Source organism: Tenacibaculum sp. AWR4_210, from assembly GCF_056160945.1.
Genome location: NZ_JBSWYF010000004.1, coordinates 95,977 through 115,620, shown reverse-complemented (window position 1 = coordinate 115,620; position 19,644 = coordinate 95,977). Strand labels below are relative to the sequence as shown.

General features: G+C 40.7%; 19 protein-coding genes. 10 read left to right on the top strand and 9 right to left on the bottom strand.

All coding sequences use genetic code 11. The features are described from left to right. Positions 1 to 90 precede the first annotated feature (90 nt). The 3 genes from ACXAG7_RS08415 to pdxH are packed head-to-tail and all read right to left on the bottom strand — an operon-like array spanning position 91 to position 2,158. Entirely contained in the window at positions 91 to 987 is an 897-nt protein-coding gene (locus tag ACXAG7_RS08415; protein WP_408045231.1) for a Ppx/GppA phosphatase family protein, read from the bottom strand. Positions 988 to 995: 8 nt separating this feature from the next. After that, on the bottom strand, positions 996 to 1,484 hold the full coding sequence (locus tag ACXAG7_RS08410) for a SixA phosphatase family protein (RefSeq protein WP_408044864.1): 489 nt from the start codon (positions 1,482 to 1,484) through the stop codon (positions 996 to 998). Between the two features lie 26 nt (positions 1,485 to 1,510). Further along, entirely contained in the window at positions 1,511 to 2,158 is a 648-nt protein-coding gene (pdxH, locus tag ACXAG7_RS08405) for a pyridoxamine 5'-phosphate oxidase (RefSeq protein WP_408044863.1), read from the bottom strand. 210 nt (positions 2,159 to 2,368) lie between these two features. Between pdxH and ACXAG7_RS08400 the strand changes: the two genes are divergently transcribed. The 3 genes from ACXAG7_RS08400 to ACXAG7_RS08390 all read left to right on the top strand — a co-directional run bounded on the left by ACXAG7_RS08400 (position 2,369) and on the right by ACXAG7_RS08390 (position 5,689). Further along, complete coding sequence (locus ACXAG7_RS08400) at positions 2,369 to 4,525, top strand: TonB-dependent receptor (RefSeq protein ID WP_408044862.1); 2,157 nt, start codon at positions 2,369 to 2,371, stop codon at positions 4,523 to 4,525. A gap of 96 nt (positions 4,526 to 4,621) precedes the next feature. Beyond that, the gene (locus ACXAG7_RS08395; RefSeq protein WP_476666584.1) at positions 4,622 to 5,050 is read left to right on the top strand and encodes a DUF2141 domain-containing protein; all 429 of its coding nucleotides are present in this window, start codon (positions 4,622 to 4,624) and stop codon (positions 5,048 to 5,050) included. A gap of 12 nt (positions 5,051 to 5,062) precedes the next feature. Next, positions 5,063 to 5,689 (top strand): tetratricopeptide repeat protein, encoded by a 627-nt coding sequence (locus ACXAG7_RS08390; RefSeq protein ID WP_408044860.1) that lies wholly within the window; start codon positions 5,063 to 5,065, stop codon positions 5,687 to 5,689. 27 nt (positions 5,690 to 5,716) lie between these two features. On the opposite strand, the gene ACXAG7_RS08385 is transcribed toward ACXAG7_RS08390, so the two are convergent. The 5 genes from ACXAG7_RS08385 to ACXAG7_RS08365 all read right to left on the bottom strand — a co-directional run bounded on the left by ACXAG7_RS08385 (position 5,717) and on the right by ACXAG7_RS08365 (position 11,178). Beyond that, a complete protein-coding gene (locus tag ACXAG7_RS08385) occupies positions 5,717 to 6,787 on the bottom strand; it encodes a phosphotransferase enzyme family protein (RefSeq protein WP_476666583.1) in 1,071 nt (356 codons plus the stop codon). Further along, positions 6,787 to 7,695 carry a nucleotidyltransferase family protein gene (locus ACXAG7_RS08380; protein WP_476666582.1) on the bottom strand — a complete coding sequence of 303 codons (909 nt, stop codon included), beginning with the start codon at positions 7,693 to 7,695 and terminating at the stop codon, positions 6,787 to 6,789. The genes ACXAG7_RS08385 and ACXAG7_RS08380 overlap by 1 nt, the downstream gene beginning before the upstream one ends. Positions 7,696 to 7,703: 8 nt before the next feature. Further along, complete coding sequence (locus ACXAG7_RS08375) at positions 7,704 to 9,095, bottom strand: Gfo/Idh/MocA family protein (protein WP_408044857.1); 1,392 nt, start codon at positions 9,093 to 9,095, stop codon at positions 7,704 to 7,706. 80 nt (positions 9,096 to 9,175) lie between these two features. After that, positions 9,176 to 9,466, bottom strand: coding sequence for a DUF4884 domain-containing protein (locus ACXAG7_RS08370; RefSeq protein WP_408044856.1), 291 nt, complete (start codon positions 9,464 to 9,466; stop codon positions 9,176 to 9,178). Positions 9,467 to 9,525: 59 nt separating this feature from the next. Beyond that, positions 9,526 to 11,178, bottom strand: coding sequence for a M1 family metallopeptidase (locus tag ACXAG7_RS08365; protein ID WP_476666581.1), 1,653 nt, complete (start codon positions 11,176 to 11,178; stop codon positions 9,526 to 9,528). Between the two features lie 87 nt (positions 11,179 to 11,265). Between ACXAG7_RS08365 and ACXAG7_RS08360 the strand changes: the two genes are divergently transcribed. The 4 genes from ACXAG7_RS08360 (at position 11,266) to ACXAG7_RS08345 (ending at position 15,075) form a co-directional block, all read left to right on the top strand. Beyond that, positions 11,266 to 12,066 (top strand): SDR family oxidoreductase, encoded by an 801-nt coding sequence (locus tag ACXAG7_RS08360; RefSeq protein ID WP_408044854.1) that lies wholly within the window; start codon positions 11,266 to 11,268, stop codon positions 12,064 to 12,066. A gap of 133 nt (positions 12,067 to 12,199) precedes the next feature. Next, positions 12,200 to 12,853, top strand: coding sequence for a fructose-6-phosphate aldolase (gene fsa / locus ACXAG7_RS08355; protein ID WP_408044853.1), 654 nt, complete (start codon positions 12,200 to 12,202; stop codon positions 12,851 to 12,853). A gap of 127 nt (positions 12,854 to 12,980) precedes the next feature. Then, entirely contained in the window at positions 12,981 to 14,657 is a 1,677-nt protein-coding gene (gene menD, locus ACXAG7_RS08350) for a 2-succinyl-5-enolpyruvyl-6-hydroxy-3-cyclohexene-1-carboxylic-acid synthase (RefSeq protein WP_476666580.1), read from the top strand. A gap of 1 nt (position 14,658) precedes the next feature. Further along, the gene (locus ACXAG7_RS08345; RefSeq protein WP_476666579.1) at positions 14,659 to 15,075 is read left to right on the top strand and encodes a S1 RNA-binding domain-containing protein; all 417 of its coding nucleotides are present in this window, start codon (positions 14,659 to 14,661) and stop codon (positions 15,073 to 15,075) included. A gap of 54 nt (positions 15,076 to 15,129) precedes the next feature. On the opposite strand, the gene ACXAG7_RS08340 is transcribed toward ACXAG7_RS08345, so the two are convergent. Continuing rightward, entirely contained in the window at positions 15,130 to 16,395 is a 1,266-nt protein-coding gene (locus ACXAG7_RS08340) for an alpha/beta hydrolase (protein WP_476666578.1), read from the bottom strand. An 86-nt stretch (positions 16,396 to 16,481) separates the two neighbouring features. Between ACXAG7_RS08340 and ACXAG7_RS08335 the strand changes: the two genes are divergently transcribed. From ACXAG7_RS08335 to ACXAG7_RS08325, 3 genes are all read left to right on the top strand, one after another. Continuing rightward, positions 16,482 to 17,321, top strand: coding sequence for a 1,4-dihydroxy-2-naphthoyl-CoA synthase (locus ACXAG7_RS08335; protein ID WP_476666577.1), 840 nt, complete (start codon positions 16,482 to 16,484; stop codon positions 17,319 to 17,321). 78 nt (positions 17,322 to 17,399) lie between these two features. Continuing rightward, a complete protein-coding gene (locus ACXAG7_RS08330) occupies positions 17,400 to 18,008 on the top strand; it encodes a fumarylacetoacetate hydrolase family protein (protein ID WP_408044848.1) in 609 nt (202 codons plus the stop codon). A 327-nt stretch (positions 18,009 to 18,335) separates the two neighbouring features. After that, positions 18,336 to 19,583: a competence/damage-inducible protein A gene (locus tag ACXAG7_RS08325; protein ID WP_408044847.1), complete on the top strand. Its 1,248-nt coding sequence runs from the start codon at positions 18,336 to 18,338 to the stop codon at positions 19,581 to 19,583. The last annotated feature ends 61 nt before the right edge of the window (positions 19,584 to 19,644 follow it).

Sequence of the window (19,644 nt, the reverse complement as noted above, 5' to 3'; positions counted from 1 at the left end):
GCTGAAATTTTTTGTGCAATATAATTGCAAAACCAACTAGCTATTCTTTTGACCCCTTCGGTATCAAAAAGTCACAAGCTAGTACAGATATTATAATTTATTGAGGTATAAACTTTTGATAATTCCATCAGAAAGTCCAATTTTAGGGACAAATATCTTACGTGCGCCACTCCATTTCATGGCTGAAAGATAAATCTTTGTAGCCGGAACAATAACGTCTGCTCTATCAGGATTGAGACCGAGTTCTGAAACCCGTTCTTTGTAAGACATCTTTTTTAGAAATTGATACTGAGCATTGAGGTAAATATAAGATATCGGTTTACCGGGTTCTCTGCCCGACATTTTAAATAGTTTGTTGATATTTCCTCCTGATCCAATAAGAGCAATTCGTTTGTACTGCTTGGTGTTTTCTTCAATCCATTGCTGTACTTTTTTAAATTTTGCCTTGTTCTCAGCTTTGCTGTTGTTGATCAAACGAACAGTTCCTATTTTGAAGGACTTAGAGTTAATGATTTTACCGTGAGAAAAAAGCGTGAATTCGGTACTTCCACCTCCTACATCCACGTATAAGTAGGTACTGTCACTTTCAATTAGTTGGTTGAGGTCAGTCGCAGAGATGATTGCAGCTTCCTTTTTTCCGTCAATAATATCAATATCAACACCCGTTTGCTCTTTGATTTGAGCTACAACGTCACTTCCGTTACTGGCTTCGCGCATGGCAGAAGTAGCACAGGCTTTATATCGCTTCACACCGTGCACTTTCATGATGAGTTTGAAAGCCTGCATGGCGTCGATCATTCGGTTGATATTTTCTTCTGAGATAACACCCAATACAAAAGCATCTGCACCAAGTCTAATTGGGACACGTACCAAGGATGACTTTTTGAATTGAGGATCTTTTTCTTTGTCTTCAATTACATTTGAAACTAATAATCGTACTGCATTTGAACCGATATCGATGGCTCCGTATTTCGTTATTTTCAAAATAAGTTGTTTTATCTATGGTGTTTTGGAAACTCCACTAAGATAGTATTTCCTTTCTTAATATTTTTCCAGTGCTTCTCGCTAAATTGAATACCGATAACCCCGCAGGTAGGTACGTGAGCTATGGGTTGACTACCAAATTTATTTACAAAGGTGTTGATTCCGTGATCGTGACTAAAAATTATAGCACTGCTAAAACTGTCATCTAAAGCTTTGACAGTTTTTACGAGATAGCCGTCGCTAAAACTGTACAGTTGCTTTTTAATTTGCAAGGTAGAAAGCGGGTAGCCAAAGTTCTCGCAAAAAATTACACTGGTATGCAAAGCTCTATTAGCACTGCTCGAAATAAAAACATCTGGCTTTTCTATGCGCTTCGCCAATATTTTAGACAGCAAGTGCGCATCATTGATACCGCGCTCCTTCAGTGGTCTGTCTATATCTTTTACGCTGTCGTAGCTCCAAGACGACTTTGCATGTCTAACAATGTAAAGTGTTTTCATGTATGGATGTAATAATTCTAAAAAAATTAAGGAGCTAAGCGCTCAATATTCCAAGTGAAATCCTCGTTCAGCGTATAGCGAATACGATCGTGCATTCTGTTCGGACGTCCTTGCCAAAATTCAACAGATTCAGGTTTGACTAAGTACCCACCCCAATGCACTGGCCTTGGAATTTCGGTATCTTTAAATTGTTGCTCAAAACTGAGTAAGCGCTGATCTAAGGCGTCTCTCGAGGGCACGACCTGGCTTTGCTCAGAAGCCCATGCACCGAGTTTACTCCCGTCGGGACGTGAGTCAAAATAACCGTCGGATAAGTTTTCGCTTAATTTTTCCGCTCGACCTTTAATGATGATTTGCTGTTCTAAGGAAGGCCAAAAGAAAGACAAACAAACGGCGTTGTTTTCCGCGATAGCCTTTCCTTTTTCAGATTGGTAATTGGTGTAAAAAATAAAACCTTCCCACGTGTATTTCTTGAGCAGTACTACACGTGTTTTTGGAAATCCATCTTTACCTATGGTGGCGACAGACATGGCGTTCGCTTCAACTACATTGTCTGTGGCATCGGCAAGCATAAACCAATCTCTAAATAGTTCGATTGGGTTTTCAGGACAGTGCTTTTCTAACAATTCCTGCTTTTCATACGACTTTCTATAGTCACTTAAATCGTGTGCCATTCGTGTTTTAATAGTTGTGGTAAAGGTACGATTTTTAGCAAGATTTGTAAACATTATCGCAAGAAATGTAGCCTTCTTCGGCCTCTTTGCCCCTTAATTTTGAAAAACAATTCGTCTCGGAAAATTGACAGTTCGGTATTTCTTTTTATTAAATACCCTAGAAGCTTAGGACTTTTGACACGAACAAACCAATTATCGATTACAATCATCATGAAAAAGTATTTAAGTTTTATAGCACTCGTTTTTATAAACGCATTGGTCTTTGGCCAAACGGTAATTTCCGGAAAGGTTACGGACCGCAGTAACCAGCCTATTGAAGGAGCAAACGTGTATTTAGAAGGAACCTACGACGGAACCTCGTCTGACCATCAAGGAAACTTCAGCTTTACCACCACGGCGAAAGGAGAGCAAAGCTTAGTCGTTTCTTTTATCTCTTTTGAACCTTTTGTGTTGAATGCCAAGGTTGGAAGCATGTCACAGCTAACGGTAAAGTTGCGTGAAGATGTCAATACACTCGATGCAGTGACCATCAATGCAGGTTCGTTTGAAGCGGGTGATAATGCGAAAGTAACGGCCTTAAAACCTTTGGATGTCGTGACGACTGCTAGTGCGCTGGGTGATTTTGTAGGAGCCATTCAAACCTTACCAGGTACCACAACCGTTGACGAAGATGGACGACTCTTTGTAAGAGGAGGAGAGGCGGAAGAAACTCAGATTTTTATTGACGGTATTCGCGTGTTTACTCCCTATGCTCCGGCCGCTCGAAACATTCCGACTCGTGGACGATTTTCACCGTTCTTGTTTAAAGGTTTTGCCTTTTCTACAGGAGGGTACTCAGCAGAGTACGGGCAAGCATTGTCTGGAGTGTTAACCATGAATACGATTGACGAACCCGATCAGGAGAAGACAGATGTTTCCTTGATGACGGTAGGAGCCGGTGTTGGAAATACGCAAATATGGGGGAAGAATTCGTTTAGCATCAATACGTCTTATATCAACTTAGCACCGTATTTGGCTTTGTATCCTGACAGAAATCAATGGAACAAACCCATCCAGGCAGCAAATGGAGAAATGGTATACCGCTACCGTACCAATTCGGATGGGCTGCTCAAACTGTACGGGGCTTTCAGCCATACCCAGTTTGACATGATTCAAGAGGATATCAACCTACCTCAAGGGTTCAATTTTGCCTTGAAAAACAACAACCTGTACTTTAACGGATCGTACAGACAACGCTTGGGTGGAAATTGGAAAATCTCAGGAGGATTGAGTTATACCAATGATAGATCGTCAATAGGTGTATTGGAAAATGATATCAAAGACACGGAGCACGCCGTTCACGCAAAGGTCAAGTTGGAAAAAAGATTCAATTCACGTTTGAAATTGCGCTTCGGTACCGAATATTTGCGTTCTGATTTTAAGGAAGACTTTTCGTCAACAACCCAAACATTTGATACTCGTTTTAGCAATGATATTACCAGTGCCTTTACCGAGATGGATATCCATTTTTCTAAGAAGTTAGCATCAAAAGTTGGACTGCGATTTGAACGTTCAGGCTTGTTGGAGCAATCAACGCTGTCACCCAGAGTATCACTGGCCTACAAAACGAGTGACCATGCCCAGGTGTCACTGGCTTATGGGAAGTTTTTTCAAAATCCTAAAAACGAGTATTTAAAATTTTCAACTCAGTTGAAGGCTGAAAATGCAACCCACTGGATAGCGAATTATCAGTATGTAAAAGACCGTCAGATTTTCAGAGTGGAAGGTTATGTGAAGAATTACGATGACTTGGTAAAGTTCGATACGCAAACACCGGTACCCTATGCTAATTTCTCCAATACTGGAAGTGGTTTTGCCCGAGGAGTGGATGTTTTTTGGAGAGATGGAAAAACTATAAAAAATACGGAGTATTGGATGTCATATTCGTATTTAGATACTGAAAGAGATTATAAAAATTATCCGGTAAAAGCAACTCCGAGCTTTGCAGCTGCGCATAATTTGTCACTCGTTGTAAAGCACTTTATCAAAGATTGGAAAAGTCAGGTGGGAATGAGTTACAATTTTGCTTCTGGACGCCCCTATACCAATCCGAATCAGTCAGGGTTTTTAAATGCGAAAACTATTAATTACAATTCTGTAAGTCTTAACTGGGCTTATCTCATCAGTCAGCAAAAAATCTTGTACTTCTCGGTGAATAATGTACTTGGAACTCAAAATGTGTTTGGCTACAATTATAAAAATCAGGTTAATACGCAAGGAGTTTTCGATAGGCAAGCCATTACTCCGGCGGCTGATAGGTTTTTCTTTGTAGGGTTTTTCTGGACTATTAGCGATGATGGGAAGTCGAATCAATTAGACAATTTGTAAGAAACTGCAATTCAGCTCTAAAATGTTACAGTTCGGTAAGTTCTTTTTTAGCTCCTTCGCTAAATCGATGATATTTGAATAACAAAACGAAAAAAAATGAAAACGATACTACAATTTACCCTATTAGCCTTTGTGTTTTTTGGCGGGGTGTGGGCTTCAAAAGCTCAAGAGAAATTTACAATAAACGTTGGGTTTACAGGAATGAAAACGGATCAACATCAGTTGTATGTCGCCGTGTATGACAACGAAGCAGATTTTTTAAAGAAGCGAATAAAGGGAATGGTGGTAAAGGTTGAAAATTTAAAGGCTTCAACAGTATTGGAACTTCCCGCTGGTGTCTATGCCATTTCGTGTTTTTACGATCTGAATGACAATAAGCAGTTGGATACGAATTTTTGGGGGATTCCAAAAGAACCCATAGGCGTTTCAAATGATACGAAAGGGTTTATGGGCCCTCCAAAATACAAGGACGCCAAATTTACATTGAATGAAAACCGATCACTAACAATAACGATAAACGAATAAAACTAAACAATTATGAAAAAAATATTAGTATGGATGTTGCTGAGTTGTACTACCTTGATGATGGGGCAGTCTCAGTACGAAAAGGGAATGTCAAAGGCAATGGAATTGTGGGGGGCTAACAAAACAACCGAAGCAGCCCAGCTCTTTGAACGAATAGCGAAGGTAGAAAAAGACAATTGGTTACCACCGTTCTATGTCGCAACCATAGAAATTATTACGAGCTTCGGAGTTAAAGACGAGGCAGTTTTAGAAGCTAAACTAAAGAAGGCCCAGCGCTTTTTGGATATGGCCAGTGCCAACTCAGAGAATAATCCAGAAATATTAATAACGCAGGCCCTGTTGCATACTGCCTATATCGCCTTTGACGGACAGCGCTATGGGATGTTGTTGTCGGCAAAAAATACCAAACTGTATGAAGAAGCCCTGAAATTGGCACCTGAAAATCCGAGAGTATTGTTAGGAAAGGCAGAGTGGGATATGGGAAGTGCTCAGTTTTTTGGACAGCCCATTACTCCTTATTGCAAGGATGTCGAAAAGGCATTAACGTTATTTGATACGGAAAAGGTTGTTCAGTTTTATCCGAAGTGGGGTAAAGAACGAGCCTTGGAAGTGATGAAAAAATGCAAGGTGACAAAGTAAAAAAAGAGGCTTTTTATAGCCTCTTTTTTATTTGTAAAATGCCTGCTGAATGACACTAGCCAATTCGTCGTAACGATGCAGAATGATTTGTAAAAATTTGAGTTGTACACGAGTTCGAACGAGGTTATGCTCTGCATAGTCAACGCGGTAATAGCGATCACCGTTGAGGAAATCGGTTAAAAAACGAATGGCCTGTTCGTAGGTAATGGTTTTAACTCCGAGAAGCAAGCTGTCTATTTCATTTTTGGTAATGAAGTCTTTGGCCACTGAAGCATAACCATGAGTAAATTCCTTAAATAAGGCCAGGTCTAGTGCAACGACGGTCAGGTTTTGCTCATCTTCTGCAGCGGTATTCATACCAGTACGCACCGCGTCGCCAAAATCGTAGCAGAGATAGCCAGGCATGGTCGTGTCTAAATCGATGATACAGTACTCAGCAGTTGCGTTGTGAAATAAAATATTACTGAGTTTTGCATCTTGATGGATACTTCGTAATGGAATTTTGTTTTTAGCTCCCCATGAACTGATGATTTCCATTTCTGGTGCAAGTTTGAGCAGTGCGTGAATTTCATTCTGAGCAAATCTCTTACGTCCGCTGAGGTCGTATTGGATTGCTTCGCGCAATTGTGTGGTTCGAAGCGGGGTGTTGTGGAAGTCTTTCAACGTTTCTTGAAGTTGAGGAGCAGGTAAATCTAATAACTGTTTTTGATAGGTGGCAAAGGCCTTTCCTAAAATTTGAGCTTGTTCACGATGCTCTAGTACTTCATAACTCACCGAATTGTTGAGGTAGTCAAACATTCTCCAGTAACTACCATCGGCAGTTTTGTGATAACCGAGCTGATCTTTGGTGAGAAGTGCACGCAAGGTAAAATTGGATGTTTCTGAAGCTTTTTGAGCGAGGTGTTTGGTGATTCGCAATACATTGCTGGTAAGAGCCTCGATATCTTGAAAAATTTCCGAATTGATTTTTTGTAAGATGTAATTGGCTTGGGTGGTTTGTACCTTATACGTCGAATTGATATGCCCCGTTGTAATAGGGGTTGCCGTTACAAACCTTCCTTTGAGTTCAAAAAATGCTGTGATATCTGCTACCTCCATTAGCGTTGCCAGAGTTTTGATGGGTAGGTACCTGCTGCTGTCAGAGTATCGATGGTAGATTTAACTGTTTTTGCGTCTTCTTTATACGTCATTCCGAACCAACGGGATTTTGTGGGGAGCACGTGAATGTTACAGTGTTGCCCTTTGATTAAATTATTCATGACACTAGGTAGGTAAAATTCGCGAGTAAGTGAGTTTCCTGAATGAGTTAAAAACGTTACGAGGTCTTTTTCAAAGGCCTCAAAAGTAGCCGGAGTTAATCCGAACATATTCATCGAGGCGATGGCCTCGGATGGGAGTTCAATGAGATTACTATCTTCTCGGTAAACAATGCGCTTGTCTATCCTTTCGATATTTGTGCGTTCCGTGATGGAACTCAATACGCCGTTTTTATCTTGAATACAGATTCCTCTCGATACACTTCCGTTTGACGATAAGGTGTTTTTAAGTTCAAATCCGACCATGGCTTGAGTGTCCAATTGAGTAGGTGGAATTTTTCTTAAAAAGTTGGCCAATATTTGGAAGGATTCGAATCCGTAAAAATCATCGGCATTGATAACGGCAAAGTTGTTAGAAACTACTTTTCTGCACGACCAGATGGCATGGCCAGTACCCCAGGGTTTTGTCCGATCGGGGTAGTGAGAAGCAGGTACCGGAAGTGTTGCTGTGTCTTGATACACAAAAGCGGTTTCGATTTGGTTTTTGTATTTATAGGTTATTTTGGATTTAAAGGCTTCATCGAGTTCCTCTCGAATAACGAAAACCACTTTAGTAAATCCGGCTCTTTTAGCGTCGTATACTGAATAGTCGATAATGGTTTCGTCATAACTGTTTACAGGGCTCAACTGCTTTAAGCCTCCGAAACGACTGCCCATACCGGCTGCCAGTACGATTAATGTTAATGCCATAATTGCTTTTATAAGGTTCTCATAATTTCTAAGGAGCGTTGTTTTTTCCATTGCCCATTGGTGAAATCAGGAATTGGTATGGACTGACTGTTTGCGGCCACAGAGAGTTCTGATAGCGGAGTAACAGCACTCCACAAAACACTGTCGTACACGTTGATATCTAAAGGGAGTCCCAGGTTCAAACAGCGGATGAGACGGTACATCATAACAAAATCCATCCCACCGTGGCCTTGTTTAAACTGCTGGCTAATGGTTTTGAGTTTTGAAATCATAGGATGCGTGTATTTCGCCTTGTACTGTTGGTAAGCTTCCTCAGATAACCATTGATGGCCCCAATAAGCCAATTCTTCTTTGTCTATATACAGCCTACTAGGATATCCGTCGTGGGTAGCTTTGGTGCCAACCACTTTGTTGATACGTGAGTATGGGCGTCCCGTATGAACGTCAAATTGCAACATGATAGATTTGCCATTTGCCGTTTTTAACAGTGTTGTATTCATGTCGCCGCACTTAAACGAGGTATAAGGGCTGTTTAAGCGTTTAGCTGTGTCGCTTAAATTGCGTTCTCTCGAACTCATCGATGTCAAATGATCGAGAGTGTCTCCTCTGCCCAAGCCCAGATAAAAGCTAATAGGGCCTAGACCGTGGGTGGTGTAAAAGTTTCCATCTCGGTGTATATGGTGTTTTATTCTCCACTGATCTTCGTAATACTCATTGCTGAGCATATGGGCCCTTAAGTCGTGTAAATAGGCACCTTCTGTATGGGTGATGTCTCCAAAGACGCCGTTTTCAATCATGTTTAAAACAAAGAGCTCTTCTTCATTATAGCAACAGTTTTCAATCATGATACAGTGTCGTTTGGTCTTTTCGGCAGTTTTTACGAGTTTCCAACAATCACTTAAGGTGTAGGCGACGGGGACTTCACAGGCCACGTGTTTGCCATTATTCATACCGTAAACACACATTGGGGTGTGTAACTCCCATGGGGTGGCAATGAGTAACAAATCTATATTGTCTTGAGCGGCGAGTTGCTGCCAAGCCTCCTTTTTTCCGTGGTAACGCGTGGGTTTTTTCGATTGCCATTGAGCCAATTGTTCGGCCGCTTTAGCAACCTTGGCTTCTTGGAGATCCGAGAGTCCTGCAATTTCGCAATGCCCATTTTTAATAAGCCATTCAAACATTTGTAACAGGGTTGTTCCGCGATTACCAAGTCCGATAATTCCGACTCGTACCTTTTTTATCGGGGCATCAGCAAACCCGAAGAGTGCTCCAGTAGTAGTCTGTTCCACGCTGTTCATACTTTCGCTTAACAGCTCTTGTGAAAACCCATAGCTGTTTAGCGGAAGGGATACGAAGGCAGAAGCCCCCAGAATTGACTTAAGAAAATTTTTTCTGTCCATAGTTAGTATCGATTAGTTGTTTGTACTGCCGAAGCAGCTTTTAAATGTAAGAAAAATACTGAAAATGGATTCGTCGCTAGTTACTTAAGGTTTGGTGGGGCAGTAGTGATGCTCATTTGATTTCCAGAAGACTTGCCTTTTAAGGAAGTAATTTCGTACGAAGTGGTACCTCGGCAATCGCTCCAATAAACATAGCGTTTGCCATCTTTAAACCGGTACATTTTACATCCGTCTTTTTCGAAGAGTAATTCGATCTTAAAATCACCAACTTGCTCTGTTTCTTTGGCTTCCCCTTTACAAGCTATGAAAAGTCCAAAAGCTAGTAAAGGGATGCCGAAGTAGTACTGTAATTTGTAGTAAAAGTTTTTCATACTAAAGTCTTTTTACTTATTGGTATGCTAAAACCTATAAATATTACATATACAGTGATTTAATTTATTCTTTTTGATCGAACGTAGTAGTTAGGGTCTACGCTAACCTTTTTCAAAGGGCTGTGATGACGGAGTTTTTGCCATGTCGCTGTGGGATGTATAGCGAGGTTTTTGCCCGCAACGTTGAGGCTTACTGGCATGGTAAAGCCATCAACGACATTAGTCCAGCGATACTCGAGTTCTTTTCCTGAAATTTTATATTCTAATATTGGGATTTTGACGGTTCTCAAATACTGGTCAAAAACTTTTTCAAGAGGAAGCCCGGTTTGTTTGATAAGGTAGTTTTCCACTTCTTTGGTCGTAACGGTTTTGTGGAAGAACGTCTTGTTCAACCCTCTTAGTGTTTTGCGCCATTGGTCGTCATCATTGAGGAGTGTTCGGATGGTGTGTAGCATGTTCGCTCCTTTGTAATACATGTCGCCTGAACCTTCGTGGTTTACGTGGTACTGACCAATGATAGGAATGTCATTTCGGATACTTGCACGGGTTCCAATAACGTATTCTGAAGCCGCTTTTTTTCCGTAGTAATAATCGAGAAACAAGCTTTCTGAATAGGCGGTAAAACTTTCGTGTACCCACATGTCCGCGATGTCTTTGTTGGTGATGTTGTTGGCAAACCATTCGTGTCCGGCCTCGTGAATAATGATAAAGTCAAACTTTAATCCCCATCCTGTTCCCGACAAATCGTTTCCGAGATATCCCTTTTTAAATTGATTGCCATAGGTAACGGAACTTTGGTGTTCCATACCTAAGTAAGGCACTTCTACCAGTTTAAAACTGTCTTCGTAAAAAGGGTACTTCCCAAACCAGTGTTCAAAGGCTTTCATCATTTTAGGAGCGTCGGTAAACTGTTTTTTCGCTTTGTCTAAATGATGGCGTAGTACGTAGTAGTCCATGTCTAATACACCGCCTTCACCTTGGTATTTTTCTGAAAAGTTGATGTAATCACCGATGTTGACGTTGACCCCGTAGTTGTTGATAGGGTTTTTAACATACCAGTGGTAGGTTGTGGTATTGTCTTTATGAGGGGTTACCTTCTTTAGACGTCCGTTTGATACATTAATCAAAGGGTTCGGCACACGTACGCTGATGGCCATACTATCTACTTCATCGTACATGTGGTCTTTATTGGGCCACCAAACACTGGCACCCAAACCTTGGCAAGAAGTGGCTACAAAGTGTTGCCCATTTTCGTCTTTTTTCCAAGAGAATCCACCGTCCCATGGTGCGCGTTTGGCTTCTTTAGGATGTCCTTGGTAATGAACAGTTACGGTTTGAGTCGTTCCTTTTTTTTGAGGAGCGAGTAATTGGATAAAATGAGCATTTCCTTCTGAAATCACTTCGAGTGTTTTCCCGTTCTGTTCTGCCTTCGTAATTTTTAGGGGAGGCTGTAAATCTACCTGAAGTACTTGATGAGGTTTCAGTACTTCGTATCGGATGTCATTTTTTCCAATGATAAATTTGGTGTCAGGATCGACGCGAATGTCTAAATGGTAAAATTGTAAATCCCACCAAGCGCGTTGCGGGGTAATAGACCCTCGTAAACTGTCTTGTCTTGTGAATTTCGTTTGATGGTCAAAGAGTGATGTTTGCGCTGCGCTGAACTGTACGGAACTTGTAAGTAACAGTGCAGCAATGAGTTTTTTGATCATAGTCTTAGTATTTCGCAGCTAATATAAGTTTTTAATTAGTCTTTTATATTGACTTTATCTTTTAGATATTTGCTGAAAATTAGAAAGATGTCAAAAGTTGTATTAATCACCGGAGCATCGTCTGGAATAGGACGTGCTATAGCGAGCTATCTACACGAAAAATCTTACGTCGTTTACGGAACGAGTAGAAATCCAAAAGGAGGGGAGTTTCCTTTTGCCATGGTTGCACTAGACGTAACTAAAAAAGAGACGATAACTACCGCTGTAGCCGAAGTGATAGCCAAAGAAGGACGCATAGACGTGCTAGTGAACAACGCTGGGAAAGGAATTACCGGACCCATTGAAGATACGCCAACGGATGAGATGCGATCTAATTTTGAAACGAATTTTTTCGGTGCTATCGACGTAATAAAGGCGGTACTTCCTGCAATGAGAAAACAAGGAAGTGGGGTCGTGGTCAACGTGACCTCAATAGCGGGATATATGGGATTGCCCTTTCGAGGTATTTACTCAGCGAGTAAAGGCGCTTTTGAATTGGTCACTGAAGCACTGAGTATGGAAGTGAAACCATTTGGCATTCGCGTGGTTTCGGTTGCACCAGGTGATTTCGCTACAAATATTGCGGCTGGACGTTATCATACCCCTGTTTTTGAAGATTCGGCTTATAAAAAGGTATATCGCGAAAATTTGGATTTGATGGATGCTCATGTCGATGAGGGAGCTGACCCGAAAATGATGGCAGCTGCGATTCACGAGGTGATTACCAAAAAATCAGGGAAAATTCACTACAAGGTTGGTGGGTTTATGGAAAAGTTCTCCATTGTGCTCAAGAGAATATTACCTGACCGCCTATACGAAAAACTCCTGATGAACCACTATAACTTATAGTCTCGTCATAGAGGAACTCCGTAAAAAAAATATCGATTATTCTTTTAAAATACCTAAAGTAATTGATTTTAGCTGAGTATCTTTGCCACTTGAAAAATAGATAAATCTGAACACAACTTAATTAATAATATATATGAAGTTTTTTATAGACACGGCCAACCTAGATCAAATTAGAGAAGCGCAAGCTTTAGGAATTTTGGATGGAGTAACTACCAACCCATCATTGATGGCTAAGGAAGGAATTACAGGAGAAGAGAATATTAAAAATCACTACAAAGCAATTTGCGAAATTGTAGAAGGTGACGTTTCTGCTGAGGTAATTGCTACTGATTTTGAAGGTATGGTAAAGGAAGGAGAAGAGCTCGCTGCCTTACATCCTCAAATCGTTGTGAAGTTACCAATGATTGCTGATGGAGTGAAAGCTTGTAAGTACTTTTCGGATAAAGGAATCAAAACTAACGTAACCTTAGTATTCTCTGCAGGACAAGCTTTATTAGCTGCAAAAGCTGGAGCTACTTACGTGTCTCCATTTATCGGACGTTTGGATGATATTTCAACAGATGGATTGAATTTAATTTCTGAAATCCGTCAAATCTATGATAATTACCTTTTTGATACTGAGATTTTAGCAGCTTCTGTTCGTCACACGATGCACGTTATCGATTGTGCGAAAATTGGAGCAGATGTTATGACTGGACCATTAAGCGCTATTTCAGGATTGTTAAAGCACCCATTAACGGATATTGGGTTAGAAAAATTCTTAGCAGACTACAAAAAAGGAAACTAGTTTTTCCAAATCAAATAAATTTAAAGTCAGAGGGAATTCCAATGTAATGATTGGAACCTCTGACTTTTTTGTCCTTGTAAACAGTCGGTTTTAAACGAGGAAGTTCGTACCTTTGTAAACAGAAGAAATGTATCCAGAAAAACCTTTAGCACAAATCGTAATTGCGGCTTGCCAACAACGTGGCATTGCCGAGGTCGTAATTTCTCCAGGCTCTAGAAATGCCCCGTTAACAGTGGGCTTTCACAACCATCCTGACATTCAAGCGTACAGTGTGGTCGATGAACGCTGTGCCGCATTTTTCGCCTTGGGAATCGCGCAACAACAGCAACGTACTGTTGCATTAGTTTGTACTTCTGGTTCAGCCTTGTTAAATTATTACCCCGCAGTTGCCGAAGCTTTTTACAGTAAAATCCCTTTGGTGGTGATTTCTGCTGACCGACCAGCACATCTCATCGATAGAGGAGATGGACAAACCATTCGTCAAAAAGGGGTCTTCGCAAACCACATTTTAGCAGAAGCAAATTTGGAGGAAGGAGAAGGTACGGATGAAGCGAATGCACAAAAAGTGATGAGCGTACTGAGAATTGCTAAAGAGCAGCGAGGTCCCGTTCACATCAACGTGCCTTTTGATGAGCCTTTGTATACGACGGTACCTGCAATAGATACTGAGGTCATGGCAACGGTAGCCCAAAACGTGGAAACTCGTGATCAAGAGACTCGCCAAGAGCTTATTGATTGGGAGGAGGTAGCGTCTGTATGGACTTCGTCAAAAAAGAAACTGGTACTCATTGGTGTCCATGATCCCTCTGCAGAATTCCAGCGCGTAATTGACGAGTTAAAGAAGGACCCTTCCGTACTGATCATGACCGAGACGACCTCAAATATTGCGGCTGATGGGACTATCAATAGTATTGATCAACTGATAACTCCATTAGATGAGGAGGCTTTTAAAGCCCTGCAACCCGATCTGTTAGTTACGATGGGAGGTCTTGTCGTTTCTAAGAGGATTAAACAGTTTTTAAGAGCTTATAAGCCCAAATTACACTGGCATATTGATGCCTTAAATGCTTTGGATACCTACTTTTGTTTAACACAGCACATAGCAGAGCATCCATGGGAATTTTTTCCGAAATTACTAGGTGGAGTATCTCTAGTGATGGAAGGATCGTATCAACAAACTTGGTTAGCGGAAAAGGCTCGACGCATTTTGCAGCACAAACGTTATATGGCGGAAGTTCCTTTTAGCGATTTATGGGTGTTTCAAGAGCTTTTATCTTCGTTACCCAAGGAGGTGCAGTTACAAATTAGCAACAGCTCTTCTATACGCTACGCGCAATTGTTTTCATTAGACGATACGCTTACCGTTTTTTGTAATAGAGGAACTAGTGGAATTGACGGAAGTACCTCTACAGCGGTTGGAGCAGCAGTAGCCTCTGACCGACCAACCGTATTAATTACTGGAGATGTGAGTTTTTACTACGATAGTAATGCCCTTTGGAATCAATACATTCCAGCGAGTTTTAGAATCGTAATCCTCAATAATTCGGGAGGAGGAATCTTTAAAATTATTCCCGGTCCGAAAAAGACCAATGCCTTGGAATACTTTGAAACACCGCATTCATTGACTGCTGAACATTTGGCAATGACCTATGGCTTTGGCTACCGTAGTGCCAGTACCAAAGAAGGTTTGGAAGAGGTGCTGAACGATTTTTATGCCACCTCAGTACAACCTCAGATTTTGGAGGTTTTTACGCCTGCGGAGGTCAATGATGAACTATTAAAAAAATATTTTAAAAACTTATAACATGTTACAAGAAGGACAAGAAGTTGATTTAATCATAGGAGTACGTACCCACTTGGGATACACCGTGTTGATCAACGAAGAAATAGAGGGCCTACTTTACAAAAACGAAGTGTTCACCGAATTGGAAGAGGGCATGCACGTCAAAGGATACGTTAAAAAACTTCGAGAAGATGAAAAAGTAGATGTATCGTTACAACCCCAAGGCTTTAAAAATGTAATCGACGCGGACGTCACGAAAGTGTTAGAAAAATTAAAGCAAAAAGACGGGGTATTACTCTTGACAGATAAAAGCTCTCCCGAAGCCGTTAAGTTTCAACTACAAATGAGTAAAAAGGCATTCAAGAGAGCTATTGGTGCACTGTACAAACAGCGCGTAATTTCTTTGGAAAAAGATTGTATTCGATTGATGCAAAAATAAAGCTAGCAGCATAGGGGTAGCGACTTAGGTCGCTGACTCGTGCATGCGATTTGACTAGCGGTTACCGCCGTCACCACCTTCTTCTTCATCCGGATTGTTTTCTTCTTCTTCAGGAGTTTCTTCGGGAGCCAATTCAGGATCCGCAGCTTTCTGCTTTTCCAATAAACTGTTAACACGAATAATATTTTCGTAAAAATCGTTCGCGTTAGGATCAGAAGGGTCCATTTTACCATAGGCGGCCTTGTAATAAAAATCAGCTTTTTCGTAGTCTTTACCTATTTCATAAAATTTACCGATATAGAAATCTCCTAAATGTAAATCAGGGTATTTGATCATCACAAAATCACCCAATACTCGAAGGTAATCACCGTTTTGTTTATCGATAACAATACCTTCAATAGCATAGACATCGTCCAATCGGACATTCATATTGGAACCGTATAAATACTGGATGTCAAGATATTTTTTTTCTAAGTATTTAATAGCGTCAAGCGGATCTAAGTCTTTTACTTTGGTCTCGTATTCTTCTTTGGTGATTTTTGAATACAGTGCAAACATCTCTGTGAATGCCCTAGGAATAGTTTCACTGATGGTAGCTAAAAAACTAGGCGAGCTTTGAAACTTGTCGAAGGTAAACTTCAAATTTTCTGATTCAAAAGACGAGAGGTAAGTACCGATGTTGTTAAAACGATCATAGAGCTCTTTTGTGGTTTGTTTCTCGGAGTTACTCGCATAAATAAAGTAACTGTTGTCAATACTACCCAAGCGCTTTAGGGTATACGATTTAATAATTTCTGGAGTGAATTGAGCAAATTCAGGTGTAGCGCAGATATAGGCATTGAAAATAGGCTGGGCTTCTTTCAGGTAATGCGTAAGAAAGTTAGCGCCTTTTCCTTCCCCTACGATGGTCATGAATGGAGAGGTTTTAAAATTAGCCTCCATATACGGAAGGAGTTCGTGCTTGATAAAGTTGTAAAAATGACCTGAACGCGAAGTGAGTAAATTGGTCGCTGGAACTATGGAAACGTCCTTTGCATAGGTTCCGGTCATGTCGATTCCAACCACAATCTGACGTGGTGCCTTGTCGGCATTGGCAAAGAGTTTTGCATTACCCACGTACAAATCAAATAAGTATTCGCTTCCTAAAACAACGGCAACTGGATAGTTAGCCGTTAAATCTTTGTCGTAGTTTTTGGGTAGATATATTTTTACCTTGCGCTTTCTTTTTAATTCTTTAGAGTCGATAGATTTGGTGATGACTTTCTGAGAAAACACATTCACCGAAACACAAAGCGCACATATGAGGGATAGGTATTTCATAGGGATTCGTTTATATGGTCAAATATAAAAAAGAAATTAAGTTATATTGTTATTTTTGCTTTCTATAACGATAATAGTTTAAAATTATGATACAACCTGACTGGAAAACAGTAAAGGAATATGAAGATATTACTTACAAGAAATCAAACGGTGTTGCTAGAATTGCGTTTAACAGACCCAATGTCAGAAACGCCTTTCGTCCGCACACGACGAGCGAGTTGTTAGATGCGTTTAAGGATGCACATGAAGATACTTCTATCGGAGTTGTGTTATTATCAGCAGAAGGGCCTTCTACGAAAGACGGTGTTTGGAGTTTCTGTTCTGGAGGTGATCAGAAGGCAAGAGGTCATCAAGGATATGTAGGACAAGATGGGTACCATCGTTTAAATATCCTGGAGGTACAGCGATTGATTCGTTTTATGCCCAAAGCCGTTATCTGTGTTGTTCCAGGATGGGCAGTAGGAGGAGGTCACAGTTTACACGTGGTTTGTGATTTGACGCTAGCGAGTAAAGAACACGCTATTTTTAAACAAACAGATGCGGACGTTACTTCATTTGATGCTGGATATGGATCGGCGTATTTAGCGAAAATGGTAGGACAGAAAAAAGCGAGGGAGATCTTTTTCCTCGGTAGAAATTACTCTGCCCAAGAAGCTTATGAAATGGGAATGGTCAATGCCGTAATTCCTCACGATGAATTAGAATCAACGGCCTATGAGTGGGCACAGGAAATTTTAGCGAAATCTCCAACTTCAATTAAAATGTTGAAATTCGCTATGAATTTGACAGATGATGGTATGGTTGGACAGCAAGTATTTGCAGGTGAAGCTACCCGATTAGCCTACATGACAGAGGAAGCCAAAGAAGGTAGAGATGCGTTCTTAGAAAAACGCAAGCCTAACTTTGAGAAAAAGTGGATTCCATAGCAGATATAAAATCGCCTTGTAAACAACGTGTTTACAAGGTTCTTTTTTTAACTGAGACGATACTTAATTAAGATACGAATGAAAATTATATGCATAGGTCGAAATTACGCGAAACACATTGCTGAATTAGCGAATGAACGACCAGAAAATCCCGTGGTTTTTTTAAAACCCGATTCGGCCATTTTACCTAAAAAAATGCCGTTCTTCATCCCTACTTTCTCTGAAGATATACACTATGAAGTAGAGGTACTTGTGAAAATTAACAAAGTCGGAAAACACATTTCTCCGAAATTTGCCCCTAAGTATTACGATACCATTGGTCTTGGAATCGATTTTACCGCTCGCGATGTGCAAAGTGAATGCAAGGCTAAAGGATTGCCTTGGGAAAAGGCAAAAGCTTTTGACGGAAGCGCAGTGGTTGGTGAATTTTTTCCAAAAGAAGCCTTTGATCTCGAAAAGTTGCCTTTCCAATTATGGAAGAACGACGAAGTAGTTCAAGACGGAAATACCGAAAATATGCTGTGGAAAATAGATGAACTCATCAGTTATGTTTCGCAGTATTTTACGTTGAAAAAAGGCGATATTATTTTTACGGGAACTCCGGCAGGTGTAGGTCCTGTAAAAGATGGAGATGTTCTAAAAGGTGTCATAGACGGAAAGGAAGCATTTTCGATTAAAATCAAATAAGCGTGCCACTGGGGTTAGTACTATTCCTGTTTATCAGTAAGAAATTTTTTGACATAGCTAAAATTTGTCACAAACCTAGGTGGTGAGCGGCTATTTTAGGAATCATTTTTTATGCGGGAGCTTTGGTACTAGGAATTATTCTGGGCCTGATTGCCTTTGTATTCGATTCCCAGTTTTTAGAGGGAACCAGTGGTTCTGGCTATGCGTTAATAGTGATGTCAGCGGAGATAGCTTTCTGTTACCTCTCGTATTATTTGTTAGAAAGTAATGGGAAAGGCAAGCCAAACAGCGTGAGCCTAATATTAATGAAATAGGAAAGTCATAAAGATGAAAGCAGAAATTATAACTATTGGCGATGAAATTCTCATCGGTCAAATTGTCGATACCAATTCACATTGGATTGCAGGTGAGTTGACAAAAATAGGAGTGTCGGTATTTCAAATATCGTCTATTCAGGATGATCGAACTCACATATTAAACGCGTTAGAGGAAGCGCAATCCCGCGCGGATATTGTCATTATTACAGGAGGCTTAGGTCCGACGAAAGACGATATCACAAAAAAGACTATTGCGTCCTACTTTAATGATACCGAAGTTGTGGAATACCCAGAGGTCATCGAAAACATCAAAAGGATCTTGAACAAGGTAAAGCACCCTTTTAACGAGGTACAACGCTACCAAGCGCAGTTGCCGTCAAAAGCGACCTTATTGATGAATCGTTTCGGAACAGCACCAGGGATGTGGTTTGAGGAAGCGGAGACTGTTTTTGTTTCACTGCCGGGAGTCCCTTATGAGATGAAAGGACTTATTACCTATGAAGTCCTGCCGAGGTTACAACAGCGTTTTGACCTTCCTTTTATTCAAAATTTTACCTTGATGACTTATGGTACAGGGGAAAGCATTATTGCGGAGCGCATTGAAGCTTGGGAAGATGCCTTGCCTCAGGAGATCAAATTGGCGTATTTGCCTTCCTTTGGAAGAGTGCGTTTGCGCTTAACGGGAAAAAGCAAGGATGAGGAAACACTCAGCACATTGATGAAGCAAAAGCAAGAAGAGTTAGCTTCGATGTTATCAGACATTATTGCGGGGAGTGAGAATGGTATGTCATTGGAAAAGCAAGTAGGGATATTACTACAAGAGCGCGAGCAAAGCTTGGGGACAGCAGAGAGTTTAACAGGAGGTAAAATTGCAGCTACCCTGGTTGAGGTACCGGGATCTTCCGCTTATTTTAAAGGAGGAATGATTACCTATACGGCGGCGTTAAAACAGCAATTGCTGGACGTTAAAGAAGCTACTATTGACACTTTTACTGTGGTAAGTAAAGAAGTGGCAGCAGAGATGGCTACAGGGGCATTAAAGGTGTTAAAAACGGATTATGCAATTGCCGTGACGGGTAATGCGGGTCCTACTACGGATCACAATGATAAAAGTGTAGGATTGGTTTATATTGCACTAGCAAATAAAGAGGGGGTTGAGGTACAGGAGTTTAACTTTGGTCAACCTCGTGAAAAGGTGATAAATAGGACGGTGACAAAGTCTTTAGAGCTCTTGCAAAAAAAGATTCTAAAAAATTAATACAGAATATTTTGTTTAATTCTGCGAAAAGTTCGTATATTTGCACCTCGTTTAGAAATAA